The organism is Pseudomonas sp. 2hn (genome assembly GCF_019646095.1).
In the GTDB taxonomy this organism is placed as follows: Bacteria; Pseudomonadota; Gammaproteobacteria; order Pseudomonadales; family Pseudomonadaceae; genus Aquipseudomonas; species Aquipseudomonas peradeniyensis.
Genome location: NZ_CP081016.1, coordinates 3,794,580 through 3,818,033, shown reverse-complemented (window position 1 = coordinate 3,818,033; position 23,454 = coordinate 3,794,580). Strand labels below are relative to the sequence as shown.

Below are 23,454 nucleotides of genomic sequence, written 5' to 3'. Positions count from 1 at the left end.
CAAGGTACTCCCATGACGATTCACCTGTCCCGTCGTCGCTGGCTGCAACACACCAGCGCGGCCTGCGCGTTGCTCGCGCTTTCCGCCAATCCGGCACTGGCACAACTGTTGCGCGCGCCACGGCTGATCCCATGGCGCAACTGGTCCGGCGCGCAAAGCTGCCTGCCCGAGGCGCGGCTGGCGCCGCAGAGCCTCGACGAACTGGCCCAGGCCATCCGCCAGGCCCCCGGCAGGGTGCGTCCGGTCGGTTCGGGGCACTCCTTCAGCGCCCTGGTGCCCAGCGACGGCACCTTGCTGTCGCTGGGCTACTTCAACGGCTTGCTCGACCACGACCCCACCACCCTGCAGGCCGAGTTCGCCGCTGGCACGCCGATGTCGGCGATGGGCGCGGCGCTCAAGGCGGTCGGCCAGGCGCTGCCGAACATGGCCGACATCGACTACCAGACCCTGGCCGGCGCGATCGCCACCTCGACCCATGGCACCGGCGTCGGCTTTGGCTCGTATTCCTCGAAGGTCACCGGCCTGCAACTGGTCACCGCCAGCGGCGAGGTCCTCGACTGTGACAGCCATCGGCACCCCGAAGTGTTCGCCGCGGCGCGGGTGTCCCTCGGCGCGCTGGGCGTGGCCACGCGGATCCGCCTGCAGAACCGCGAGGCCTTCCGCTTGCGCGAACGGCAATGGATCGCCCGCACCGACGAATTGCTGGAGGACGTGGAGAAGAACACCCGGGAAAACCAGCATTGGGAAATGCTGGTGATCACCCATTCCGACTATGCGCTGTCCATCGCCCTCAACGAGACCAATGATGCCGCCACCGCTGACCAGGATACGGCCGGCGGCAGTGGCAACGAATTCGTCAGCCTGATCGAGAAGCTCGACAAGTACGGCAGCGACTTTCCCGAAGCCCGGCGCCTACTGCTCAACAGCCTGCGGCATGTCGCCAGCTTCGACGAGCGGGTCGGTGACTCGTACGAGATCTTCGCCAATGTGCGCAACGTGCGCTTCAACGAGATGGAGTACTCGGTGCCCGCCGAGCACGGCCCGGCCTGCCTGCGGGAGATCCTCGCGCTGATCCGCGAGCGCGACCTGCAAACCTGGTTTCCCATCGAGTACCGCTACGTCAAGGCCGATGATATCCCGCTGAGCATGTTCGAAGGGCGCGACAGTTGCTCGATCTCGGTGCACCAGCACTACAGCATGGACCACCACAATTTCTTCGCCGCCATCGAGCCGATCTTCTGGAAATACGCCGGGCGCCCGCACTGGGGCAAGCTGCACACCCTCAATGCGCGCACCCTGCAGCCGCTGTACCCGCGCTGGAAGGCGTTCACCGAGGTGCGCCAGGCGCTGGACCCGACAGGCAAGTTCCTCAATGGCCACCTGGCCTCGATCCTCGGCGTGGCCTGAGCACAAGGAGATGTGATGAACAGACGCAAATTCCTGGTCGGCGCGGCCGGTGCCGGCGTGCTGCTGGCCGCTGCCGGCGCCTGGCTGCGCCCTGGCGCCCAAGGGGCGCCGCACGACGACTATTTCGCCAGGTTGCAGCGCGAGCTGCGCGAGCACGGGCCGATGCGCCCGGTGATGCTGATCGACCTCGACCGCCTGGACCACAATATCGATGTGGTGACCCAGTCGGTGCGCCGTGCCGGCAAGCAGCTGCGCCTGGTGGAGAAGTCGCTGCCCTCGCCGCAGTTGCTCGACTACATCGCCCGGCGTGCCGATACCCGCCGGCTGATGTCGTTTCACCAGCCGTTTCTCAACCACGATGCGCTGCGCTTCCCCGAGGCCGACATCCTGCTTGGCAAGCCGCTGCCGGTGCGTTCGGCGCAGCTGTTCTATGAAGCGCATCGCGGCGCATTCGACCCGGCCAGGCAACTGCAGTGGTTGCTCGACACCCCCGAGCGCCTGCAACAGTACCTGGCGCTGGCCCAGGGACTGGGCACCCGGCTGCGGATCAATATCGAGCTGGATGTCGGCCTGCACCGTGGCGGGGTCAAGGACTCGGCGCAGCTGGAGCGGATGCTGGCCATCATCGCCGCCAATCCCCGGCACCTGGCCTTCGCCGGCTTCATGGGCTACGACCCCTTCGTCGGCATGGGCGTGCCGGGTATCCTCGGATCACCACAGGCGCTGTTCGCCAAGGTCATGGGCTTGTACGACGGCTTCGTCGACCATGCCCGCAGCCGCTACCCCGGGTTGTGGCACTCGGACCTGACGCTCAACACCGCCGGCAGCCCGAGCTACCGCATGCACGAGCACGAACGCACCAGCAGCGAGGTATCGGTGGGCTCGGCATTGCTCAAGCCCACTCACTACGACCTGCCGTCGCTGCAGGACCACCAGCCGGCGGCCTATATCGCCACGCCGGTGATCAAGCGCACGGGTGCGGTGCAGATTCCGGCGCTGGACGGCAAGTCGGCGTTGTTCGCCTGGTGGGACCCGAATCAGCGCGAGACCTTCTTCATCTATGGCGGCAACTGGCTGGCCGAGCCCGAGTCGCCCAAGGGGCTGCGCTTCAACGGCCTGTACGGGCGCAGCTCCAACCAGGAAATGCTCAATGGCTCGGCGGCGGTGGGCCTGCAGGTCGACGACCAGGTGTTCCTGCGCCCGACCCAGTCCGAGGCGATCCTGCTGCAGTTCGGTGACTTGCTGGCGGTACGCGGCGGGCGGATTGTCGAGCGCTGGCCGGTGTATGCGTAGTGGGTTGCTGCGCAGTCAATAACTCATGCATTCCCCTGAATGGGCCATCCCTTTCAAGTTCAAGATTGCCGGGGTCGCTTTGCGACCCTTTCGCGGCACAAGGCCGCTCCTACAGGCGACCGCACTCCCTGTAGGAGCGGCCTTGCCGAGGCGTCGGACCGGCCGGAAAGGGCTGCAAGGCAGTCCCGGCGATCAAGGCGTAAACGCTGAAAATAGCAACGGATCGGCCCTCACAAACTAAACGGCAAACTCAGCTTGACCCACAGCATCTCCCCCTCCGGCCTGTTGCGCACCGCGAACTCCTTGGCCCAGCGCGCCTCGATGCTGGCGTACTCGAGGAAGGTGTAATGCAGCGCCGGGCCGATGGCGAACACCTGCCCGCGCACCCCATCATCGACATCCTCACCCATGAAGCTCACGGTCCTGCCGAACTGCTTGTCGTCGGTAGTCTGCTTCACGTAGTAGCCATTGATCCCCAAGCGCAGGTTGTCGGTCACTCGGTAGCTGGCCGAATAGTCGAAATGGAACAGCTGCCCCGAGCGGTAGTCAGTGTCGTGGTTCTCTTCGTTGAAGCTGTAGGTGGCCTTGACCGATACCTCACTGCGTTCACTGGGCAGCCAGGTCGCCGACAGCAGCGGCTTGTAGGTATAGAAGTTGTTGCTGGTGTTGGCCATGCGCGTGGCTTCGTAGTCGCCGGTGGGCAGGGTGATCTCCAGCGCCGCGCCGAGGGTGAGGTCCGCGCCCATGTCCCACAGGATGATCGGTGCGATGGTGACATCGCCCTGGCTCTCGCGGCGGCTGCGCTGGCCGAACATCGCTACCTGCTGGCGGATGTAGGGCTGTGCCACGTAGCCGCCAACCCGCCCGCCGAACAGGCGCAGCGGGCTGAGGTAGTCCAGCCGCGGGATGATCGCATCGGAGGTGATCTTCACCTGCTCGACCTTGCCGCCGAGCGAGCTGATATCCAGCTTTCGCGCCTGGTAGTGGTTGTAGTAGAGGTTGAAGGCGAACATGTGCGCCGGCAACTGGTCGACGTTCAGCGGCAGGACGAAGAAACCGTCGGTGCCGGGGCCGATGTTGTCCACGCCGTTCTCGGTGGCATGGGCGGGGAGAGTGAGGCTGGCGCTGAGCATGCAGGCGGCTGCCGGGGGCAGCCAGGCGTGGCGGGTCGGGTTCATGGTCGGGCTCGTTCTTATTGTTGTGGGCGAGCGGCGTTGTGCCGCCCTATACAAATAAGCGCTGGCCGCCGGGGGGCGCAGGGCCCTGCCGGACAGGCAGGGGGGCTTTGCCGGACACTCTGCAATATTTTGTTACTCTCGCCGTCGGGGCACGCCCCTGCGCGATATGATGACGGCGCCGAGCGCAGTGCCCCCGACAACTAGAACCTCAGGCGCCTCGGCCCGGGAGTAGCCTTTCATGCCCAGTACCCCCCTCGACCCGCAACTCGACCTGGCGCTGGCGTCGCCGTTCATGTTGCAGACCCTGATCCAGCTCGCCAGCGACCGTGGCCTGGACGGCGAGCGGTTGTGCCGCGGCCTGGGTTTCACCCCGGCCGAGTTGCAGGATCCGGCCCAGCGCATCGCCTGCCGCCAGGCGGTTGCGTTGATCCAGCGCGCCCTGCAGGCCTTGCCCGGGCAGGGCCTGGGGCTGTGGGTCGGGCATCGCAACGTGCTGGGCACCCTGGGCCTGCTCGGCCACGTGCTGTCGTTGTGCAGGACCCTGCGCGACGCCTTCGAGGTAGGCGTGCGCTACCAGCACGCCAGCGGCGGCATCGCGGTCTACAGCCTGCACGAAGGCGCGCAGGAGACCTTTATCGAAGTCGACTGCCGGCTGCCCTACGCCGAGATCCAGGTGTTCGCGGTGGAGGAGTTCTTCGCCAGCATGCTGGTCTACGGCCGGGCGCTGATCGGTGCCGAGTTCCAGCCGTTGCGCTTCGAGTTCACCCATGCCGCGCCGGCCTATCGGGACAGCTACGTGCAACTGTTAGGGCCGGCGGTGACGTTCGGCTGCCTGCACAACCGCATGGTGATCGCCAGCGGCTGGCTCGACCAGCCGTTGCCCGGCCATCAGCCGGTCGCCCTGCGCCAGGCGCTCAAGCTGCTGGAGCTGGAGTGCGCGCCGTTGCAGCACAAGGCCAGCCTGCTGCAGAGCGTGGAGCGCGCCATCGCCCGCGATCTGCCTGAGGGCTGCCGGATCGACAGTGTCGCCGCCGACCTCAACATGAGCAGCCGTACCCTGCGTCGGCACCTGACCGAGCACGGCGTGACCTTCGAAGGTTTGCAGGAGCAGGTGCGCCAGTCGCGGGCGATGAGCCTGCTGGGTAACCCGAACATGCCCATCGAACGCATCGCCGAGGCACTGGGCTACAGCGATGTGCGCGGCTTTCGCCGGGCGTTCAAGCGCTGGACCGGGCAGAGCCCCTCGGGTTGGCGCGACAGCCCGGCCCTGTAGGGTGTTCGCTCAGACTGCCGAGAACACCGACCCGGTCATCCGCTCGCTCAACAGCTCCAGCGCCCGCAGCCCTGCCAGCGAGTTGCCCGAGGCGTTCAGCGCCGGCGACCACACGCAGATGCTGTAGCGCCCCGGCACCACCGCGACGATGCCGCCGCCCACGCCGCTCTTGCCTGGCAGGCCGACCCGGTAGGCGAAGTTGCCGGCCTCGTCATACAGCCCGCTGGTGGCCATGATCGCGTTCACCTGTTGCGCCTGACGCGGGCTGAGTACCTGCTCGCCGCTGTGCGGGCAGTAGCCGCTGTTGGCCAGGAAGGCAAAGCCGCGGGCCACGTCGGCGCAGCTCATCGACAGCGCGCAATGGTGGAAGTAACTGCGCAGCACCGCATCGACATCGTTGTGGAAGTTGCCGAAGGCCTGCATGAGGTAGGCCATGGCTGCGTTGCGCGCGCGGTGCTGGTATTCCGACTCGGCCACCACGGTGTCGCTGACGATGCGCGGGTTGGCCGCCAGGCGACGGACGAAGTCGCGCATCGACAGGGTGGGGGTGGCATAGCGCGACTGGTTGATGTCGCAGATCACCAGTGCCCCGGCATTGATGAACGGGTTGCGTGGCCGGCCTTTCTCCACCTCCAGCTGCACCAGCGAGTTGAATGCCTGGCCCGAGGGCTCGTAGCCCAGCCGCGACCAGATGTCCTCACCGCTGTGGTTGATCGCCTGCACCAGGCTGAACACCTTGGAGATGCTCTGGATCGAGAACGGCGTGTGCGCATCGCCCGCGCAGTGCAGCTGGCCGTCCAGGCTCTGCACGGCGATGCCCAGCTGGTTCGGGTCGACCTGGGCGAGGGCGGGGATGTATTGCGCCACCTGACCCTGGGCAAGCAGGGGGCGGACGTGGTCGAGGATCTCTTGCAGGAGTGCTTGCATCGGGAAACCTGGTGCGAAGGAAAGGCGCGATCGAAACGTTCAGGTAGACGATGGCTGCTGGCTGCGGAGCACATCTGTTCGCGTTGGCTCGCGCGATGATGCGCAACCTGTAGGAGATCACACAGCCCGTCGGGCTACGCTGTCGTGCGGGGCACAGGGTTCCAGCGTGGGAGCGGGCTTGCCCCGCGATGGCGTCGGCGTGACAAGATTGTGGCTGCCGACGCCGTCGCGGGGCAAGCCCGCTCCCACAGGGGATGGTTCCCTGTGGGATAGAGCAGCCCGGAAGGGCTGGGTGATCGCCTATAGTGACCGTGTTTACGCGTTGGAGGTTGCCTCGAACGCCGTGGAGTATTGCACGCTGCCCTGCGGTACATCACCGCTGAAGGCCAGGGCCTGGAAGTACTCGGCCGGTACGCCCGGCAAGCTCAGGCCCGGCTGGGCCTTGAAACCGAAGCGGCCATAGTACCCCGGGTCGCCCAGCACCACGCAGCCCTGGCCACCCAGCCCGTGCAGGCGGGCCAGCGCGGCGTTGATCAGCGCCGAGCCGATGCCCTGACCCTGACGCTGCGGTAGCACCGAGACCGGTCCCAGCCCATACCAGCCCTCGGCACCGGACGACAGGGTCACCGGGGAGATCGCCACATGGCCGACGATGACACCAGCCTCCACGGCCACCAGCGATACCGTGAGCGCTCCGGCCCGGCGCAGGGCGGTGACGATGAACTGCTCGGTGTGGCTGCTGTGTTCGGCGTTGGCGAAGGCGGCCTCGGTCAGTTGGCCGATGGTGTCGGCGTCCTCGGGGCGCTCGTCACGCAGGGTGATGCCATTGTCGAGATGCCGGCGCGTATCGGCGTCGATCAGGCCGCGCAGGGCCTCGAACAGCGGCGTGGCGGCGGTGTAGCGCTTGCCGTAATCGAGGTTGAAGGCATAGTCGAAGCCCGGCGGGTTGCGGCCCTGGTTGTGCTGCAGCAGGGTCTCCAGCTTGTCGAGGGCCTTGACTGCCTGCGCCTCGGATGAGGTCGCGGCCTCGTATTCCTCCCACAACGCCATGATCTCGTCGCGCAGGACGGTGTCCAGACTCGACATCAGGTGCAGCAGGTCTTCGCGCTCTTGCCGGCTCTTGTCGGGGAAGCCCTGTTTGCTGACGGCCGGGACATCGCCGCTGATGGCCTCGCCCAGGTCGTGGACCAGGCACATCTTCAGCACCTTGAGCAGGTCGAGGTCGCCCAGTTCGTCGGCGAAGGTGATGGCCATCAGGCACAACCGCCAGGTGTGCTCGGCGGTGCTTTCGGCGCGGCCGCTGGAGGTGTGGGCGCTGCGGATGACGCTCTTGAGTTGTTCGGCCTGGCGCAGGAAGGCGAGGCGGTTCTGCAGTTTTTCGATATTCATGGTGACTCCATGTCCTGGGGCGGGTTCAGCGCGTCTGCATGACGAACAGATGATACCCGTACTCGCCCAGGTGGTTTTCGTGGATCTCGAGTTCGCGGCGGATGTCGGCCAGGGCCTGGGAGGCGAAGTCCTCGTCCGCCAGGCTGGCCACGCGTTCGCGCAGCGGCTCCAGATAGTTGGCCCAGGCCTGCGCGCTCAAGGGAAAGTGCGACAGGGTGCGATAGCCCAGGCGGGTGATGGCGGCCAGGCGCGTGTCGACGCTGTGCAGGTCGGGGTAGGCGGCCTGCCAGAACGCCTCGGCCGACGGGGCGAGCTTTTCGGCCACCCGCACCAGGTCGCTGACCACCAGGTAACCCTGGGGTTTGAGAAAGGCGCGCCAGTACGCCAGGGCGTTGTCGAAGCCCATGATGTAGGCGCAACCCTCCGCCCAGATCGCGTCGAAGTGCCGAGGCGCGAACGGCAGCTGGGTCATGCTCGCGCAAATCGGCGTGACCTGCGCCTGCAAGCCCTTGGCGACCAGGGTCGCGCGCAGGCAACCCAGGCTGTGCTCGTCGTTGTCCAGCGCAGTGATGTGCGCCTGGCTGTGTTCGGCCAGCAGCACGCAGGAGGCGCCACGGCCGCAGCCGATGTCCAGCAGCGTCGCGGGGGCGTGGGGCAGGGCGTGCAGTGCTTTGAGTGAGTCCTGTGCCGAGCCCGGGCCGAGGTACTCGAGGCCATCGAAGATGCGTTCGAAGTCGGCCATGTAGCGGTCGTGTTCGTTCATGTCGCGGGACAGCCATTTCAGGCGCAGGGCCTGTTTCTCATTGAATCCCTGCCGGCGCAGCCACGCCAGGTGGGCGCCGGGTGCCTGCTGCTCGAGGGCCTGGTGCCAGGGGCGCATGGACGACAAGCCGAGCATCGCCGCCAGCAGGTCACGCGAGCGTTGCCGGGCAGCGATCTCTTCGTCCAGGGTGTGCAGGCGTTCGAGCAGGGCTGCGCGGTCCAGGCGCGCTTCCAGGCAGGCCTGGCATTCCTTGAGGCTCAGGCCGCCGGCCTGCAGTTGCTGCAACAGGCGCAGCTGCTGCAGGTCCTGCTCGCCGTAGGTGCGATAACCGTTGGCCTGGCGCCGCGAGGACACCAGCCTGAGTTTTTCGTAGTAGAGCAGCGTGGAGCGGCTCAGGCCCACCTTCGCCGCCAGTTCGGAAATGCGATACACCAGTCTTCCCCTCATGCAGTGGGGCGATGATGAACTATGAAGTTATAGACAGGTAAAGCGGGTTCTCGCAGATACGGGTGTTTTTTTCAGGTGTTCTCCCAATCTTTGGGATTGCGCCATTACGCAGGCAACGGCGTTGTCGGCATCACCTGCGTGGGAGCGGGCTTGCCCCGCGATGAGGCCAGGCCGGCGCACTCAACCCCAGGCCTGCTGTCGTGCCAGCACCGACGCTGCCGTCTCGCCCACCAGCTCTGCGTACAGGCTTGGTGCCGTGGCCCCTTCGGTGCTGATCAACAGCACCCGCGAGTCGCGACCGAGTCCCACCTGGGTTGCCAGACCAGGCTGTGCCATCAAACGGGTCAACCCCGCCAGTCCGGCCACCGCCGACTCACCGGCGAGCAACGGGATGTCTCGGGCGCTGCCCTGTGCCAGGCGGCGCATTGCGGCAACCGCATCGACGTCTTCCAGGGTCATGAAGAAATCGACGCTCGGTTGCAGGAATCGCCACGCCTGCGGCGATGCCTGTCCGCAGGCCAGTCCGGCCATCAGCGAGTCCACCGAGCCGCTGGCGGCACGCGCTTGCCCGGCCATGGCGCTTTGCAGGAGGCAGTCGGCTTGCTCGGGCTCAACCACGATGAAGGTCGGGCGTCCCTCGCCATGAAGCTCCCAGAGGTAGCTGACGACGCCCGCCGCCAACCCTCCCACGCCCCCTTGCAGGAACACATGGGTGAAGGTCGGAGCCCGCTCGCCAAGCTCGGCCAGTTCGGCGACCAGGGTACCGTAGCCTTGCATCACGTCCCCAGGGATCTGTTCGTAACCATCGTAGGATGTGTCCGAGACCACCTGCCAGCCATTGGCCTGGGCCAGTGCCGCGGCATGCGCCACCGAGGCGTCGTAGTTGCCCTCGATCCGCACGATCTGCGCGCCATGGGCGGCGATGGCCTGTTCCCGTTCGACGCTGACCTGGGCGTGCAGAACGATGATGCAACGGCAGCCGATGCTCTGAGCGGCGGCTGCCAGGGCGCGCCCATGGTTGCCGTCGGTAGCGCTGATCACGCTGAAATCGCCCAACTGAGTGGCGTGCCGACCAGCGAACAGGCCGGCGGCGCTGAAGCCAAGCGCGGGGAAGGTGCGCAGGATCAGGCGTACCAGGGCGATGGGCGCCCCCAGTGCCTTGAAGCTGCCCAGCGCCGAGCGCACCGACTCGTCCTTGAGCAGAACCTGCCCGACACGCAGCTCGGCGGCAAGGTCTGGCAGGTTATGGAGCGGTGTGCCGGTGGCGCGCAACTGCGGCCAGTGCGACAGCCACTGACGGCTTTCGTTGGCCCGGCGAATGCTCATCAGGGCTTGCAGGGAGGCGGGGTAGGGCGTGCGTGTGGCGTTGGGGTTGGTGAACAGCATGGGAAATTTCCTTTCGACAGACAGCGATGGGGCAGGCTTCAGCGCCTGGCCCCCAGGCGTTGGGTGACCACGTCCAGCAACACCCGCGCGCCATTGAGCAACTGGTCGTCGTCGGTGTGCTCACGCGGGTTGTGGCTGATACCGCCACGGCTGGGCACGAAGATCATCGCCGCTGGAGCGATACGCGCGATCATCTGCGCATCGTGGCCGGCGCCGGACGTCATGCGCCGGTGGCTCAGGCCCAGGCGCCCGGCGCTGGCCTCGATGGCATTTGCCAGCGTGGCATCGAAAATCACCGGCTCCAGACGTACTTTTTGCTCGGTTTCGATGACCACGCCTTCGGCTTCGGCAAGTTGCCGCAGAAGATCTGCCAGGTGTGTCTCGGCCTGTTGCAGGCGCTGTTCGTCCGGATCGCGCAGGTCGACGGTAAAGGTGGCGCGACGCGGGATCACATTGATCACATCGGGCTCGAAGCGCATGCAACCGGTGGTGGCCAACGTCGTGCCGCTGTCGCGCGCCAGGCGCCGCATTTCGGTGACCACGGCGCAGGCTGCGTAACCTGCGTCATGCCGTAGCCGGGTCGGGGTGGTGCCGGCATGGTTGGCATTGCCTGTCACCGTCACTTGCTGCCAGGAAATCCCTTGCAGGTTCTCCACCACTCCGATCAACGTATCCTCGGCTTCGAGAATCGGCCCCTGTTCGATGTGCAGCTCGAGGTACTCGTGGGGCATGATTGCACCGGGTTCCAGATCGCCGGCATAGCCAATGCGTCGCAGCTCATCACCCAGGCGCGTGCCATCGCTGCTGAGCGTGTCCAGCGCCGCTTGCAGCGCCAGTCCACCGGCATGGACCAGCGAGCCCATCATGTCCGGCTGGTAGCGCACGCCTTCCTCGTTGCTGAAGGCTGCCACGGTGATCGATCGTGCCGGAAGCGCACCGGCTTCGCGGTAGGCGCGTTGCACCGCCAGTCCGGCCAGCACCCCGTAGCAACCGTCCAGCGCCCCGGCATGGGTGACACTGTCGATATGCGAGCCAATCATCAGAGGCGCGGTGTCGTCGCAGGCGCGCAGGGTGCCGAAGATGTTGCCGATGCGATCGACGTCGATCTCCAGTTCAAGCTCGTGCATCCAGGCCACCAGCTGGTCGCGACCGGCCTTGTCGGCGTCGGTGAAGGCGATGCGGGTCCTACCGCCGCCGAGTGCATCGGCGCCGATCTTGCCCAAGGCGTGGATTTGCTCCAGCAGTTTCGGGCCATTGAGGTAAAGCTCGCTCATGGGGTTCTCCGGAAAGCGTTTCATGCGGTGTTGCTGAAATGGTATTCAGTGGTTGTGAACTGAAATATTGATTTTTCGACATGAGGCGTAATTTCATTGCGTTTTCATGCGCCTCTCAGGACCTATGCCATGAGCCTCGATTCCTTCGACCGCGCACTGCTCGACGCCGTGCAGCGTGACGCCAGCACTTCGCAGATCGAGCTGGGTGCGCAGGTGAACCTGTCGTCAGCTGCGGTCAATCGCCGGCTGAAGAAACTCACCCACGACGGCGTGATCCAGCGAACCGTGGCCCAGGTGGACGCAGGCGCATTGGGCTACAGCCTGACCGTGATCACCGAAGTGGAGGTGGAGAACGAGCGACTCGACCTGCTCGACGCCATGAAGCGCACCTTCATGGCCTGCCCACAGGTGCAACAGTGCTATTACGTGGCGGGGGAATGCGACTTCGTGCTGATCATGCTTGTGCGGGACATGGAACAGTACACCCAGCTGACGCGAGCGCTGTTCTTCGAGAGCAACAATGTCAAGCGGTTCAAGACACTGGTGTCGATGAGCAATGTGAAGACAGGCATGCAGGTGCCTGCGGCCTGAGTCAATGCTGACGTGATCGATTCAGCCGCTTTGCAACAGGTGCGCGAAGCGCTCCGCAGGCCATTCCTTGCGGTCGTGCTCCTGGCCGTTGCCAAGTTCCACGAACGGTAGACTGGGACGGGTATCAGTCCACCCCGATTTCTTCCATGAATTCGGCCAGGAACGACGCCAGCCGCTGATGCCTGAGCGCGGCCAGGCGCGCGCCTTCGCCGGTCTGCAAGCCCGAGGCGAGCTTGAGCAGCTTGGTGTGGAAATGTTCGATGGTGAAGCGGTTGTCGCGATAGTCCCGGCCTGCGGCGGTAGGGTTCTCGACGTCGTAGAGCGCCGATCCCATGCGCCCGGACACATAGAAGCAGCGGGCGATGCCGACGGCGCCCATGGAGTCCAGGCGATCGCTGTCCTGGAGGATCTTCGCTTCCAGGCTCTGCGGTGAAAGGCCCGCCGAGTAGCTGTGGGTCATCACCGCATGGGTCACCTGCTCGATGCGCGGTTGCGGCCAGCCCATGTCGGCAAGGATCGCGGCGGCGCGTTCGGCCGACAGCGTCGAGGCCTGCGCACGCAGGGGCGAGTTCTTTTCCACCGCCACGCAATCGTGCAGCACGGTGGCGGCGAGCAGCACTTCAAGGTCGCCGCCTTCCCTGGCCTGGATACGCCGGACATTGCTCCAGACCCGTTGCAGATGGGCAAGGTCGTGGGAGCCGTCGTTACTGTCGGCGGGCAGGTGGGGCAGCAACTCGGCCGCGAGGGTCTGCAAGGGGAAGAAGGGCGTGTTGGTCAATGAAGGGCTCCAGCGGATCAGGGGAAAGGCGCAACGTCGAATTGCCCCAGCAACAGCATCAGTAGCAGCAAGAGTACGACAAGGCCGATGGCCGCTGTCCACTCGGCCTCGGCGCGCTCGGTGTACCAGGCGCCCCTGGACGGGTACCTGCCCAGCGTGGCCAGCTTCACCAGTGGCCAACCGAGCGGATAGCACAGGCTGCGGAACAGGACATGAACGGACAGTTCGCTGATCATCGGATGCTCCTGCGGCCAGGGTAAGGACGGTGCCAGGCTGCCCACTGCCGTCAACTGGCGTACTGGGCGATACCGTTGCCGAACGACCAGTTCTCCTTGCGCACCTCGACCAGGTTGATGAACACATCCTCCGGTCGCACCCCGGCCTCGCGCTCGAAACCTTCGGCGATGGCCTGGTACAGCGCCTTCTTCTGCTCCAGGGTGCGGCCTTCGTTGAGGGTGATCTGGATGAACACCTGGCCGTCGGAGCGTTGGATGCCCAGGTACTGCGGGTCGTTCACCAGGCGGTCGCCGTCGTGTTCGGTCAGGATCTGGAAATTGTCGTGCTCGGGCACATTGATCGTGCGCCGCATGCAGGCGTAGACGATCTGGCCGAGTGTGCGCAGATGAGCCGGGTCGGGGTGGCGCTTGATATCGATGCGTACCAGTGGCATGTGGACTCCTTGGACGATGGCCAGGCGAGACGCAGAAGCTGGTAGGGCAGGATCAGGCATGAGCCCGGACAGGCGCCGGGCTCGGGAAAGCAACTACCGTTACTGTGGCAGCAGCTTGAGGGCACGCTCGCTGGCGTTATTGAAGACCTCGATCAGCCTTTTCGCCAGGGCGTCTTCGATGGCCGCGGCGGTGAGCAGGCCCTGGGTGAAACCGATGCCCTGGTCCTTGGCGACAGCCAGCTGCTGGCTGTTCTCTGCCTCGGCCATGTCGCCCAGGTAGTGGGCTGCACGATAGGCGTAGCGCTCGGGGAGTGTCAGCTGTTCGAGGTCCTTCAGCGAGAGGGCGAACTGGCTGGCGGCGGCGGGCTTCAGGCTGAGTTGCTCGAACTGGAGCAGGCTCAGGCGATCGGTAGTCAAGGCGAATCTCCGTTTCATTGCGGGAACACCCGGTTACTGTCCTGCCTTTTGCCGGTCAACGCAAGGGTGGCCAGGGCAGTGGCGCGAAAAGAATCCGCTTTCCCACGGCATGGGTGGTCCTGCTGGAGGGAAAAGGCGCTGCTTGGCTCAGGTGCTAAAACGTTCTAGCCTTCGCGTTTTGCTCATTTTCTCAAGGAATGCCTGCATGATCACCACCCTCAGCCGTCGCCGCGTGCTCCAGGGCGCGCTCGGCTGCTCGGCCCTGCTGACCCTGCCCACCTGGGCGGACAATTCGCTGCGCCAGGCGATGCAACAGCTCGAGGCAGCCAGCGGCAGCAGCATCGGCCTGTGGGCCCTGGACACCGGCAGCGGTCGGCAGCTGGCCTGGCGCGGCGAAGAGCGCTTTGCCTTCTGCAGCACGTTCAAGGCCGTCCTCGCCGGCGCCGTTCTGCACCGCAATGAGGTCGAGCCGGGCTTGCTGGCGCGGCGTATCGCCTATGGCACCGAGCAGCTGGTGGTCTATTCGCCGGTCACCGAAAAGCATGTCGGGCCTGGCATGACCGTCGCCGAACTGTGCGCCGCCGCCGTCCAGTACAGCGACAACACCGCTGGCAACCTGCTGCTCGAGCTGGTCGGCGGTCCGCCCGGGCTGACGGCGTTCGTCCGTGGCCTGGGCGATCCGACCTTCCGCCTCGATCGCAACGAGCCGACGCTGAACACCGCCTTGCCGGGGGATCCGCGTGATACCACCACGCCCCTGGCCATGGGCATGACCCTGCAGCGCCTGCTGCTCACCGATGGCCTGCCCGCCGCCGCGCAACAACAGCTGCAGGCCTGGCTCAAGGGCAACACCACGGGCGATGCCCGTATTCGTGCCGGGCTGCCGAAGGACTGGGTGGTGGGCGACAAGACCGGTTCGGGCGACTATGGCGTGGCCAACGATGTCGCGGTCATCTGGCCCAAGGGCCGGGCGCCGTGGATCCTGGTGGTGTTCAGCCGCAGCACGAAACAGGATGCGCCGTGGAACAGCGAGACGATCGCGGCGGCCACGCGGGTGGTGGTGGAGGCCTGGAAGGGCTGAGCAAGTGTGCGGGCCACATCGCGGGGCAAGCCCGCTCCCACGAGTGGTTGCGCGCGCTCATTTGCGTGGGAGCGGGCTTGCCCCGCGATGTGGCCACAACAGGCCATCACCCCACCCGCACCCGCCGCCGCTTCTTGCGGTACATCTCGCCATCGGCATGGCTGAGCAAGGTGTCGGCATCCTCGCCATCGGTGGGATAGCAGGCCACGCCGATGCTGCAGGACGGCATCCTGACATCGCCGAACTCGGCCCCGAGCGGCTCCTCCATGACCATGGCGATCTGCTCGACCACCTCGAACACGGCGTCCTCCGACGGCACGTCGGTCAGCAGCACGATGAACTCGTCGCCACCGATCCGCGCCACGGTGTCCGCTTCCTGCACGCTGTCCTGCAGGCGCTGGGCGATGGTGCACAGCACGCGGTCGCCGGCCGCATGGCCGTGCACATCGTTGATGCCCTTGAAGTCGTTGACGTCGAGAAACAGCAAGGCCAGTTGGCGCTGCTGATGGCGGGCGGCGCGCAGGGCGGTGGCCAGGCGGTCGTTGAACAGCGAGCGGTTGGTCAGCTTGGTCAGCGGGTCGTGATGGGCGAGAAAGCGCAGCTCCTGCTCGGCCTGGGTGAGGGCGGTGATGTTGCGTGCGACGCCGATCCGCGCCCCTACCTCGTCGGACCAGAAGGCCGCCCAGAGGATATGCACGATCTCGCCATCCTTGCGCACATAGCGGTTGCGAAAGTCGAAGTGCGGGGTGCCGTCCATGACCCGGACGATCGAGGCGCGGGTGGCCTCCAGGTCGTCCGGGTGCATGTAGCGGGTGATCGGGGTGCCGGTCAGTTCGTCGGCGCGGTAGCCGAGCAAGGCTTCGCAGGCGTTGCTCACGAACACGATGGTGTCCTCCCGGTCGACCACGAACACGGTGTCCAGCATCAGGTGGATCAGCCTGGGGTAGAGCGCTTGCAGGTCGACGGGCATAGGGCAGGGGTGTCCGATACGGGTAGCCCGGTCATGGTCCGATCACGCAGGGCGGCCGCGCGAGGTCCTGCAAGCCGCCGGGGGGGCGCTCGCCGCGCCCGTGCAGCATACACAGGACCTGGGGCGGGGCACTACCTGGGCGGGCGCAAAACCCTCGGCGTTTGTCGCCTGAGGACATGCGCACTGTAACGCACCGCGAACGCGAGCCGGTGCACCATGTGCTTGCAGGATCGCCTTGAAAAAAAGCGGCGAACATTGGCAAACCCTTGCAAATCAAGGGCTGCGGCAATATGGCCCGAAGGTTGCTCATGTCGCATCCATCCTTGGATACAAGATGGAGCCCTGTATGCAAACCCACACCACCCCCTTCACCGGCTGGACGCTTCACGACTGGCAACGCGCGTACCGCGACGAAGCCCTGAGCCCCGATGTGCTGTTCGAGGTGTTGCAGCAGGCGCGAGCTGACGACCCGGCCTGGCTCAGCCTGGCCTCGGCCGAGCAACTGGCCCGGCGCCTGGCACTGTTGGCCGAACAGCTGGCGGCGGTACAGGGCGACCTGGGCAAGCTGCCGCTGTATGGCGTGCCGTTCGCGGTCAAGGACAACATCGACGTCGCCGGCTGGAGCACCAGCGCCGCCTGTCCGGCGTTCGCCTACCAGGCCGAGCGTGACGCCACCGTGGTCGCTCGCTTGCAGGCCGCAGGTGCGGTGCTGATCGGCAAGACCAACCTTGATCAATTCGCCACCGGACTGGTCGGTACCCGCTCGCCGTTCGGCGCGGTGCCCAATGCCTTCAACCCCGACTATGTCAGCGGTGGTTCCAGTTCCGGCTCGGCGTCGGTCGTCGCCCGCGGGCTGGTGGCGTTTGCCCTGGGTACCGACACCGCCGGGTCCGGGCGGGTGCCGGCCGGCTTCAACAATATCGTCGGCCTCAAGCCGACCAAGGGTTGGTTGTCCACCCACGGGCTGGTGCCGGCCTGCCGCACCCTGGACTGCGTGTCGGTGTTCGCCTTGAGCGTGGCCGACGCCGAATCCGTCGCCGAACTGGCCGGTGGCTACGATGGCGCCGATGCCTATTCACGTCGCAACCCGGGCACAGCTCCGGTGGCCATTGGCACCGCGCCACGCCTGGCGATTCCCGATACCCTGGAATTCTTCGGCGACCAGCGTAACCAGGCGGTGTTCGAGCAGACGCTGCAACGCCTGGGCGAGATGGGCATTGAATTGGTGCCTGTCGACTTCACGCCGTTCCGTGCTCTGGCCGAGCAGCTCTATCAGGGGCCTTGGGTGGCCGAGCGGACCGTCGCGCTGACCGCCATGCTGGAGTCGTCGCCGCAGGCTATCGACCCCGTCGTGCGTAGTGTCGTCGAGCAGGGCTATCGCTACGACGCCCGTGATGTCTATCGCGCCGAGTACCTGCGCGCGGAGCTGAGCAGAACCATCAACCAGGTGTTGGAAGGTTTTGACGCACTGCTGGTACCGACCTCGCCAACCCTGCGCACGCTCGAGGAGATGAAGGTTGAGCCGGTTCTGTTCAATTCGCAGTTCGGCACCTACACCAACTTCACCAACCTCGCCGACCTGAGCGCCCTGGCCCTGCCAGCGGGCATGCGCGATGACGGGCTGCCGGCGGGCATCACCCTGCTGGCACCGGCCTGGCACGACCATGCGCTGGCGTCGCTGGGCAAGCGCTTGCAGGCGGCCTTCGACCTGCCCCTGGGCAACACCGGACGCTCGCTGCCACCTATGGCCAAGCCGCAGCCGGCTCCCGAAAGCGTTCGTGTCGCCGTCGTCGGTGCGCACCTGAGCGGGATGCCCTTGAATTTCCAGCTGCGCAATCGCAACGCGGTGCTGGTCGAGCAGACCCTGACCGCTCCCGACTATCGGCTCTACGCCTTGCCGGGCTCCGTGCCGCCCAAGCCGGGGCTGGCCAGGGCCGTCGAAGGCGCGTCGATCATCGTCGAACTGTGGGACATCCCGCTTGCGCGCTTTGGCGAATTTGTCGCCGAGATCCCGCCACCGCTGGGCATCGGCAACCTGCAACTGGCCGACGGCCGCTGGGTCAAGGGGTTCATCTGCGAGCCCCTGGCACTGGCAAGCGCCGAAGACATTACCGCCTTTGGCGGATGGCGCGCCTTCATCGCCAGCCGCAAACCTGCTTGAGGAGCGTGCCATGTTCGATACCGTACTGATTGCCAACCGCGGCGAGATCGCCGTGCGCGCCATCCGCACCCTCAAGCGCCTCGGCGTGAGAAGCGTTGCCGTGTATGCCGACCCGGATCGCAACGCACAGCACGTGCGCGATGCCGACATCGCCATCGCCCTGGGTGGCGACAAACCCGCCGACAGCTACCTGCGTGTCGACAAGATCCTGGAGGCTGCCCGCCAGAGCGGCGCCCAGGCCATCTACCCAGGTTATGGCTTTCTCTCCGAAAGCGCCGAGTTCGCCGACGCCTGCGAAGCCGCCGGCATCGCCTTCATCGGCCCGACCGGCCAGCAGATCCGCGAGTTCGGCCTCAAGCACCGGGCGCGTGAGCTGGCGGCGGATGCACGGGTGCCGATGGCGCCGGGTACCGGCTTGTTGCACAGCCTCGACGAGGCGCTCGCCGCCGCCGAGCGGATCGGTTACCCGGTGATGCTCAAGACCACCGCCGGTGGCGGCGGTATCGGCCTCACCCGCTGCGCGGATGCGGCCGCGCTGGGCAGCGCCTATGACAGCGTCAAGCGCCTGGGCGAGCAGTTCTTCAGTGATGCCGGCGTGTTCCTCGAGCGTTTCGTTGATCACGCCCGGCACGTCGAAGTGCAGATCTTCGGTGATGGCCGTGGCCGCGTGGCGGCCCTTGGCGAGCGTGACTGCTCGCTGCAACGGCGCAACCAGAAAGTCGTCGAGGAAACCCCGGCGCCCAACCTGCCGCAAGCGACGCGCGAACGCCTGCATGGCGCGGCCATCGAGCTTGGCCAGTCGGTCAACTACCGCAGCGCCGGTACGGTCGAATTCATCTATGACGCGGCGCGTGATGATTTCTACTTCCTTGAAGTCAACACACGCCTGCAGGTCGAGCACCCGGTCACCGAAATGGTCACCGGGCTCGACCTGATCGAATGCATGCTGCGGGTCGCGGCGGGCGACCCTGTCGATTGGCCGGCGCTGATGCGCGCACCCGAGGGCGCGGCCATCGAGGTGCGTATCTACGCCGAGGATCCGCTGAAGAATTTCCAGCCAAGCCCAGGCTTGCTCACCGACGTACATTTCCCCGAAGGGGTGCGGATCGACGGTTGGGTCAGCACTGGCAGCGAGGTGTCTCCCTTCTACGATCCGATGATTGCCAAGTTGATCGTGCATGCCCCCGATCGCGGGCAGGCCATCGCGAAGATGCAGGACGCCCTGGCAGCCACGCGGCTGCATGGCATCGCCACCAACCTCGACTACCTGCGCCAGGTGGTCGCCGACCCGCGACTGCACAGCGGGCAGGTGTGGACGCGGCTGCTCGACACCTTCGAGTACCGCCCCCAGGTGATCGAAGTGTTGGAGCCCGGGACCTATTCGAGCGTTCAGGATTACCCCGGCCGCCTGGGTTACTGGGACATCGGCGTACCGCCATCCGGTCCGATGGATGACTTCGCCTTCCGCCTGGCCAATCGCATCGTCGGCAACCACGAAAGTGCCGCAGGGCTCGAGTTCACCCTGCAAGGGCCGACATTGCGTTTCCACAGTGACTGCCTGATTGCCCTGGCCGGTGCCGATTGCCCGGCGCAACTGGATGGCGAGCACATGCCGTACTGGGCGCCCATCAGCGTCAAGGCCGGGCAGGTGCTGAAACTCGGGCGGGCGCAGTCGGGCTGTCGCAGCTACCTGGCGGTGCGCAACGGCCTGGATGTGCCGGTCTATCTTGGCAGCCGCTCGACGTTCGCCCTCGGCCAGTTCGGCGGCCATGCCGGGCGCACACTGCGCCCCGCCGATATGCTCGCCATCTCCCAGCCGCATTTGCCCGCCTGCACCACGCCGGCGCCGGTCAACCCACCGCAGGCCCTGGACGACAGCCTGGTCCCGCAATATGGCCAGACCTGGAACATTGGCGTGCTCTATGGCCCCCACGGTGCGCCGGATTTCTTCACCGAGGAGGCGATCGAGGCGTTCTTCGCCAGCCAGTGGCAGGTGCACTACAACTCCAACCGTCTCGGCGTGCGCCTGTCGGGCCCGAAACCCGCCTGGGCCCGCGCCGATGGCGGCGAGGCCGGGCTGCATCCGTCCAACGTCCATGACTGCGAGTACGCCATCGGCGCGATCAACTTCACTGGCGACTTCCCGGTGATCCTCGGCAAGGACGGCCCCAGCCTGGGCGGCTTCGTCTGCCCGGTGACCATCGCCAAGGCCGAACTGTGGAAGGTCGGCCAGTTGAAGCCCGGCGACACGGTGCGCTTCCAGCCGATCAGCTTCCAGCAGGCGCGCAGCCTCGAGCAGGCGCAGCTGGGCTGCATCGCTTCGCTGGCGGCGATCTCGGCGGTGACCCTGGCCGCGCCGAGCTTGCTACCGGGTGACACCCCATCGGCCACGGTGCTGGCGCAACTGCCTGCCAGCGGCAAACGGCCTCAGGTCAGTTATCGCCAGGCCGGGGACGCCTATGTGCTCCTCGAGTATGGTGACAATGTGCTCGACCTGGCCCTGCGTCTGCGCGTTCATCTGCTTATGGAGGCACTCAAGGCCGAGCCGTTGCTCGGGCTGGAAGAGCTGGCACCGGGGGTGCGTTCGCTGCAACTGCGCTACGACAGCCGGGTCCTGCACCAGCGTGCGCTGGTCGAGCACCTGCTGGCGCTGGAGGCGCGCCTGCCGGACGTCGACCAGGTCAAGGTGCCGACGCGGATCGTCCACCTGCCGATGGCCTTCGAGGACAGCGCCACGCTGAATGCCGTGCAGCGCTACCGCGAAACCGTGCGCAACGAAGCCCCCTGGCTGCCCAACAACGTCGACTTCATCCAGCGCGCCAATGGCCTGGCCAGCCGCGAGCAGGTGCGCGACATCCTGTTCGACGCCAGCTACCTGATCCTCGGACTGGGCGACGTCTACCTCGATGCGCCCTGTGCCGTGCCGCTCGATCCGCGCCACCGCCTGCTCAGTTCCAAGTACAGCCCGGCGCGCACCTTCACCGCCGAAGGCACCGTGGGAATCGGCGGCATGTACATGTGCATCTATGGCATGGACTCGCCCGGCGGCTACCAGCTGGTGGGGCGGACCCTGCCGATCTGGAACCGCTTCGGCAAGAACCCCCAGTTCAAGGATGGCCAGCCTTGGCTGCTGCACTTCTTCGACCAGATCCGCTTCTATCCGGTCAGCGAAGCCGAGCTGGAGGTCTTCCGTGAGGCGTTCCGTGAGGGCCGTGCCGAAATCCGCATTGAGCAGGCCGAGTTCGACTTCGCCGAGTACCAGCGCTTCCTTGCGGACAACGCGGTCGATATCGACACCTTCAAAGCCCGGCAGCAGTGCGCGTTCGAGGCCGAGGTCGCGCGTTGGCAGGAGGATGACGAGCCACAGTGCCTCCAGGCGCTCGCCCAGGACTACGCTGAAGACGGTCACGACTCGCACGTGGTCAGCGCGCAGATGTGCGGCAGTGTCTGGAAGGTGTTGGTCGAGCCCGGCCAGGCCGTGCAGGCCGGCGCGCCGCTGCTGGTGGTGGAGGCGATGAAGATGGAACTGGCGGTCACCGCGCCGGTCAGCGGCACGGTTCGCGCCGTGCGCTGCCAGCCCGGCAACGCCGTGTCACCCGGCGATACCTTGATGCTGCTGGATCCCGTGGCCTGAGGAGGCACCATGCAATTTTCCATCGACTCGAACCAGGCCGCCAGGGGGCGGCCTGACAACCTCGCCGATCGCCTTTACCAGCAGATCAAGGAGGACATCTTCGAGTTCCGCCTGCTGCCCGGCGATCGCTTCAGCGAAGGCGAGGTGGCCACGCGCATGTCCGTCAGCCGCACCCCGGTGCGCCAGGCGCTGTACAGGCTCGAGCGTGAAGGCTATCTGGAGGTGCATTTTCGCAGCGGTTGGCAGGTGGTGCCCTTCGACTTCGAGCGATTCGAGGCGCTCTACGACCTGCGCATCGTGCTGGAACAGGCGGCGGTCAGGTGCCTGTGCGATCTGGACGTCGAGCTCAGCCAGCGGCTGCAGGCGCTGGTGGGCGTTTGGCTGGTGGAGGAGGACCAGCGCCAGCAGGACGGGCGCCTGGTCAGTGAGCTGGACGAGGCGTTCCACTGCGCGCTGGTGGCGGCAACGGGCAATCGTGAGATGGCCCAGGTGCATCGCGAGGTCACCGAGAAGATCCGTATCATTCGCCGCCTGGATTTCACCCAGCGGCCACGGGTCGCGATCACCTACGAGGAGCATGGCGATATCCTCAGGGCCATCCTGCAGCGTCGCGCGGAGCTGGCCTGCCAGTTGTTGCGCTCGCACATCGAGATCAGCAAGGCCGAGGTGCGCAAGATCACCCTGCACATGCTGCACAGCGCGCGGCAGCGCTTGCAGATTAGACGTGTCACACCTTGAAGCTATGCACGTTCTCAGGTCGGCTGGATGGGAAACGGCAACCGCCCCAGCAACTCGACGATTGTCGTCGCGCAGCGCCCATCGGGGTCCAGGTCGGGGTCGAAGACCGTGACCGTCATGCCCCGGCAGCGTCGATCCGCCACGAACGGGGTGAGGATCCTCACCAGGTCGTCGGGGGCGATGCCTGGTGACCCCGGGCTGTCGACTGCGGGCATGGACACGTTCTCGCCAGTCAGGAACCATCGGCCTGGCTGGCCATCAGTGCGTTGAGTTCACCATAGCTGTGGGCCTTCAAGCCGTGGGTGTCGAGCTGGCCGCTTTCCAGGAAACGCTGGGCCAGGCCGCTCATGGCGCCATAGAGAAACTCGGCGATGCTCGAGCCGGCACTCAGGCGGCGAACGCCAAGTCGTTGCAGTTCGGCGGGGGCGGGCAGGCCTGCGCGCCAGAGCAGGTTGACCGGCAACGTCACCTCCCGGCACAGCGTGGCGATCTCGCCGGGCTCGACCACGCCGGCGGCAAACAGCCCGTTCGCGCCGCCAGCGGCATAGCGCGCGGCGCGCCGCAGGAGCTCCTCGAGGCGCTGCTCGGCGGGCAGCAGGTTCTTCAGGTAGACATCGCTGCGCACGTTGATGAACAGGTCGACCCCGCGCCGGCTCGCGGCGTTTCTGGCGGCGTCGAGCTTGCGCAGGAGCTGTTCGGGAGGCTGCGTGCCGTCCTCGATGTTGATCCCCACCGCGCCGGCGGCGATGACCGTGTCGACGACCTTGGCGACCTGTTCGGGGGCGTGCGAATAGCCGCCTTCGATATCCACCGTCAGCGGCACGCTGAGCACCCTTGCCATCGACTCGACGGTGCCGGCCAGCAGTGACAGGGGCAGCTTGTCGCCGTCCTGGTAACCGTGCGACCAGGCCACGGCGGCGCTGCTGGTGGCGACCGCCTGGCTGCCCTGGCGCTCGACCAGGCGCGCGCCGCCGGCGTCCGCCACGTTGGCCAGAAGTAACAACCCTTGCTGGTGAAGACCATGAAATACGCGATCCAGTGCTGCCATGACGACATGACTCCCTTGAACATCCTGTT

General features: G+C 66.2%; 21 protein-coding genes and 1 pseudogene. 8 read left to right on the top strand and 14 right to left on the bottom strand.

Annotated elements, in window-relative coordinates:
- The first annotated feature begins 12 nt into the window (after nucleotides 1-12).
- Both K2O50_RS17195 and K2O50_RS17190 read left to right on the top strand, forming a co-directional pair.
- Nucleotides 13-1,407: a D-arabinono-1,4-lactone oxidase gene (locus K2O50_RS17195; RefSeq protein ID WP_050705159.1), complete on the top strand. Its 1,395-nt coding sequence runs from the start codon at nucleotides 13-15 to the stop codon at nucleotides 1,405-1,407.
- Nucleotides 1,408-1,422: 15 nt separating this feature from the next.
- Complete coding sequence (locus K2O50_RS17190; RefSeq protein ID WP_050705160.1) at nucleotides 1,423-2,700, top strand: DSD1 family PLP-dependent enzyme; 1,278 nt, start codon at nucleotides 1,423-1,425, stop codon at nucleotides 2,698-2,700.
- Between the two features lie 230 nt (nucleotides 2,701-2,930).
- Here K2O50_RS17190 and K2O50_RS17185 read toward each other — a convergent pair whose 3' ends face one another.
- Complete coding sequence (locus K2O50_RS17185; protein WP_050705161.1) at nucleotides 2,931-3,878, bottom strand: transporter; 948 nt, start codon at nucleotides 3,876-3,878, stop codon at nucleotides 2,931-2,933.
- 238 nt (nucleotides 3,879-4,116) lie between these two features.
- Between K2O50_RS17185 and K2O50_RS17180 the strand changes: the two genes are divergently transcribed.
- Complete coding sequence (locus K2O50_RS17180; protein ID WP_050705162.1) at nucleotides 4,117-5,151, top strand: AraC family transcriptional regulator; 1,035 nt, start codon at nucleotides 4,117-4,119, stop codon at nucleotides 5,149-5,151.
- Between the two features lie 9 nt (nucleotides 5,152-5,160).
- Here K2O50_RS17180 and glsB read toward each other — a convergent pair whose 3' ends face one another.
- The 6 genes and pseudogenes from glsB to K2O50_RS17155 all read right to left on the bottom strand — a co-directional run bounded on the left by glsB (nucleotide 5,161) and on the right by K2O50_RS17155 (nucleotide 11,337).
- Entirely contained in the window at nucleotides 5,161-6,078 is a 918-nt protein-coding gene (glsB, locus tag K2O50_RS17175) for a glutaminase B (RefSeq protein WP_050705163.1), read from the bottom strand.
- A 315-nt stretch (nucleotides 6,079-6,393) separates the two neighbouring features.
- Complete coding sequence (locus K2O50_RS26705) at nucleotides 6,394-6,900, bottom strand: GNAT family N-acetyltransferase (RefSeq protein WP_256205983.1); 507 nt, start codon at nucleotides 6,898-6,900, stop codon at nucleotides 6,394-6,396.
- Between the two features lie 9 nt (nucleotides 6,901-6,909).
- Nucleotides 6,910-7,467, bottom strand: a pseudogene (locus K2O50_RS26700) (HD domain-containing protein); the annotation flags it as partial.
- Nucleotides 7,468-7,492: 25 nt separating this feature from the next.
- Nucleotides 7,493-8,662 (bottom strand): MerR family transcriptional regulator, encoded by a 1,170-nt coding sequence (locus K2O50_RS17165; protein ID WP_050705164.1) that lies wholly within the window; start codon nucleotides 8,660-8,662, stop codon nucleotides 7,493-7,495.
- Between the two features lie 195 nt (nucleotides 8,663-8,857).
- The gene (locus tag K2O50_RS17160; RefSeq protein WP_050705165.1) at nucleotides 8,858-10,063 is read right to left on the bottom strand and encodes a diaminopropionate ammonia-lyase; all 1,206 of its coding nucleotides are present in this window, start codon (nucleotides 10,061-10,063) and stop codon (nucleotides 8,858-8,860) included.
- 38 nt (nucleotides 10,064-10,101) lie between these two features.
- Entirely contained in the window at nucleotides 10,102-11,337 is a 1,236-nt protein-coding gene (locus K2O50_RS17155; protein WP_050705166.1) for a Zn-dependent hydrolase, read from the bottom strand.
- A 129-nt stretch (nucleotides 11,338-11,466) separates the two neighbouring features.
- On the opposite strand from K2O50_RS17155, the gene K2O50_RS17150 reads away from it, so the two are divergent.
- The gene (locus tag K2O50_RS17150; RefSeq protein ID WP_050705167.1) at nucleotides 11,467-11,928 is read left to right on the top strand and encodes an Lrp/AsnC family transcriptional regulator; all 462 of its coding nucleotides are present in this window, start codon (nucleotides 11,467-11,469) and stop codon (nucleotides 11,926-11,928) included.
- A gap of 124 nt (nucleotides 11,929-12,052) precedes the next feature.
- Here the strand turns inward: K2O50_RS17150 and K2O50_RS17145 are convergent, their stop codons facing one another.
- The 4 genes from K2O50_RS17145 to K2O50_RS17130 form a co-directional block, all read right to left on the bottom strand.
- Nucleotides 12,053-12,706 carry an HD domain-containing protein gene (locus tag K2O50_RS17145; RefSeq protein WP_050705168.1) on the bottom strand — a complete coding sequence of 218 codons (654 nt, stop codon included), beginning with the start codon at nucleotides 12,704-12,706 and terminating at the stop codon, nucleotides 12,053-12,055.
- A 17-nt stretch (nucleotides 12,707-12,723) separates the two neighbouring features.
- Complete coding sequence (locus K2O50_RS17140; protein ID WP_189657284.1) at nucleotides 12,724-12,942, bottom strand: hypothetical protein; 219 nt, start codon at nucleotides 12,940-12,942, stop codon at nucleotides 12,724-12,726.
- 50 nt (nucleotides 12,943-12,992) lie between these two features.
- Nucleotides 12,993-13,376, bottom strand: a complete 384-nt coding sequence (locus K2O50_RS17135; RefSeq protein ID WP_050705169.1) for a tautomerase family protein — start codon at nucleotides 13,374-13,376, stop codon at nucleotides 12,993-12,995.
- A 99-nt stretch (nucleotides 13,377-13,475) separates the two neighbouring features.
- The gene (locus K2O50_RS17130; protein ID WP_050705170.1) at nucleotides 13,476-13,793 is read right to left on the bottom strand and encodes a hypothetical protein; all 318 of its coding nucleotides are present in this window, start codon (nucleotides 13,791-13,793) and stop codon (nucleotides 13,476-13,478) included.
- A gap of 205 nt (nucleotides 13,794-13,998) precedes the next feature.
- Between K2O50_RS17130 and bla the strand changes: the two genes are divergently transcribed.
- Entirely contained in the window at nucleotides 13,999-14,874 is an 876-nt protein-coding gene (gene bla, locus K2O50_RS17125; RefSeq protein WP_052896438.1) for a class A beta-lactamase, read from the top strand.
- Between the two features lie 106 nt (nucleotides 14,875-14,980).
- Here the strand turns inward: bla and K2O50_RS17120 are convergent, their stop codons facing one another.
- Nucleotides 14,981-15,844, bottom strand: coding sequence for a sensor domain-containing diguanylate cyclase (locus tag K2O50_RS17120; protein WP_050705171.1), 864 nt, complete (start codon nucleotides 15,842-15,844; stop codon nucleotides 14,981-14,983).
- Nucleotides 15,845-16,190: 346 nt separating this feature from the next.
- Between K2O50_RS17120 and atzF the strand changes: the two genes are divergently transcribed.
- The 3 genes from atzF to K2O50_RS17105 are packed head-to-tail and all read left to right on the top strand — an operon-like array spanning nucleotide 16,191 to nucleotide 22,377.
- Complete coding sequence (gene atzF, locus K2O50_RS17115; protein ID WP_256205981.1) at nucleotides 16,191-18,005, top strand: allophanate hydrolase; 1,815 nt, start codon at nucleotides 16,191-16,193, stop codon at nucleotides 18,003-18,005.
- A gap of 10 nt (nucleotides 18,006-18,015) precedes the next feature.
- A complete protein-coding gene (gene uca, locus K2O50_RS17110) occupies nucleotides 18,016-21,639 on the top strand; it encodes an urea carboxylase (RefSeq protein WP_050705173.1) in 3,624 nt (1,207 codons plus the stop codon).
- A gap of 9 nt (nucleotides 21,640-21,648) precedes the next feature.
- Nucleotides 21,649-22,377, top strand: coding sequence for a GntR family transcriptional regulator (locus K2O50_RS17105; RefSeq protein WP_050705174.1), 729 nt, complete (start codon nucleotides 21,649-21,651; stop codon nucleotides 22,375-22,377).
- A 14-nt stretch (nucleotides 22,378-22,391) separates the two neighbouring features.
- On the opposite strand, the gene K2O50_RS17100 is transcribed toward K2O50_RS17105, so the two are convergent.
- The gene (locus tag K2O50_RS17100; RefSeq protein WP_177330838.1) at nucleotides 22,392-22,598 is read right to left on the bottom strand and encodes a hypothetical protein; all 207 of its coding nucleotides are present in this window, start codon (nucleotides 22,596-22,598) and stop codon (nucleotides 22,392-22,394) included.
- A gap of 11 nt (nucleotides 22,599-22,609) precedes the next feature.
- Nucleotides 22,610-23,425 (bottom strand): isocitrate lyase/phosphoenolpyruvate mutase family protein, encoded by an 816-nt coding sequence (locus K2O50_RS17095; protein WP_050705176.1) that lies wholly within the window; start codon nucleotides 23,423-23,425, stop codon nucleotides 22,610-22,612.
- Nucleotides 23,426-23,454: the final 29 nt, after the last annotated feature.

What these genes read in the sequence shown, in the direction of transcription:
- K2O50_RS17095 (WP_050705176.1), bottom strand. Translation starts at nt 23,425, where the DNA reads ATGGCAGCACTGGATCGCGTATTTCATGGTCTTCACCAGCAAGGGTTG.
- K2O50_RS17120 (WP_050705171.1), bottom strand. Translation starts at nt 15,844, where the DNA reads ATGCCCGTCGACCTGCAAGCGCTCTACCCCAGGCTGATCCACCTGATG.
- atzF (WP_256205981.1), top strand. Translation starts at nt 16,191, where the DNA reads ATGCAAACCCACACCACCCCCTTCACCGGCTGGACGCTTCACGACTGG.
- glsB (WP_050705163.1), bottom strand. Translation starts at nt 6,078, where the DNA reads ATGCAAGCACTCCTGCAAGAGATCCTCGACCACGTCCGCCCCCTGCTT.
- K2O50_RS17190 (WP_050705160.1), top strand. Translation starts at nt 1,423, where the DNA reads ATGAACAGACGCAAATTCCTGGTCGGCGCGGCCGGTGCCGGCGTGCTG.
- K2O50_RS17135 (WP_050705169.1), bottom strand. Translation starts at nt 13,376, where the DNA reads ATGCCACTGGTACGCATCGATATCAAGCGCCACCCCGACCCGGCTCAT.
- K2O50_RS17160 (WP_050705165.1), bottom strand. Translation starts at nt 10,063, where the DNA reads ATGCTGTTCACCAACCCCAACGCCACACGCACGCCCTACCCCGCCTCC.
- uca (WP_050705173.1), top strand. Translation starts at nt 18,016, where the DNA reads ATGTTCGATACCGTACTGATTGCCAACCGCGGCGAGATCGCCGTGCGC.
- K2O50_RS17195 (WP_050705159.1), top strand. Translation starts at nt 13, where the DNA reads ATGACGATTCACCTGTCCCGTCGTCGCTGGCTGCAACACACCAGCGCG.
- bla (WP_052896438.1), top strand. Translation starts at nt 13,999, where the DNA reads ATGATCACCACCCTCAGCCGTCGCCGCGTGCTCCAGGGCGCGCTCGGC.
- K2O50_RS17155 (WP_050705166.1), bottom strand. Translation starts at nt 11,337, where the DNA reads ATGAGCGAGCTTTACCTCAATGGCCCGAAACTGCTGGAGCAAATCCAC.
- K2O50_RS17105 (WP_050705174.1), top strand. Translation starts at nt 21,649, where the DNA reads ATGCAATTTTCCATCGACTCGAACCAGGCCGCCAGGGGGCGGCCTGAC.
- K2O50_RS17150 (WP_050705167.1), top strand. Translation starts at nt 11,467, where the DNA reads ATGAGCCTCGATTCCTTCGACCGCGCACTGCTCGACGCCGTGCAGCGT.
- K2O50_RS17185 (WP_050705161.1), bottom strand. Translation starts at nt 3,878, where the DNA reads ATGAACCCGACCCGCCACGCCTGGCTGCCCCCGGCAGCCGCCTGCATG.
- K2O50_RS17180 (WP_050705162.1), top strand. Translation starts at nt 4,117, where the DNA reads ATGCCCAGTACCCCCCTCGACCCGCAACTCGACCTGGCGCTGGCGTCG.
- K2O50_RS17140 (WP_189657284.1), bottom strand. Translation starts at nt 12,942, where the DNA reads ATGATCAGCGAACTGTCCGTTCATGTCCTGTTCCGCAGCCTGTGCTAT.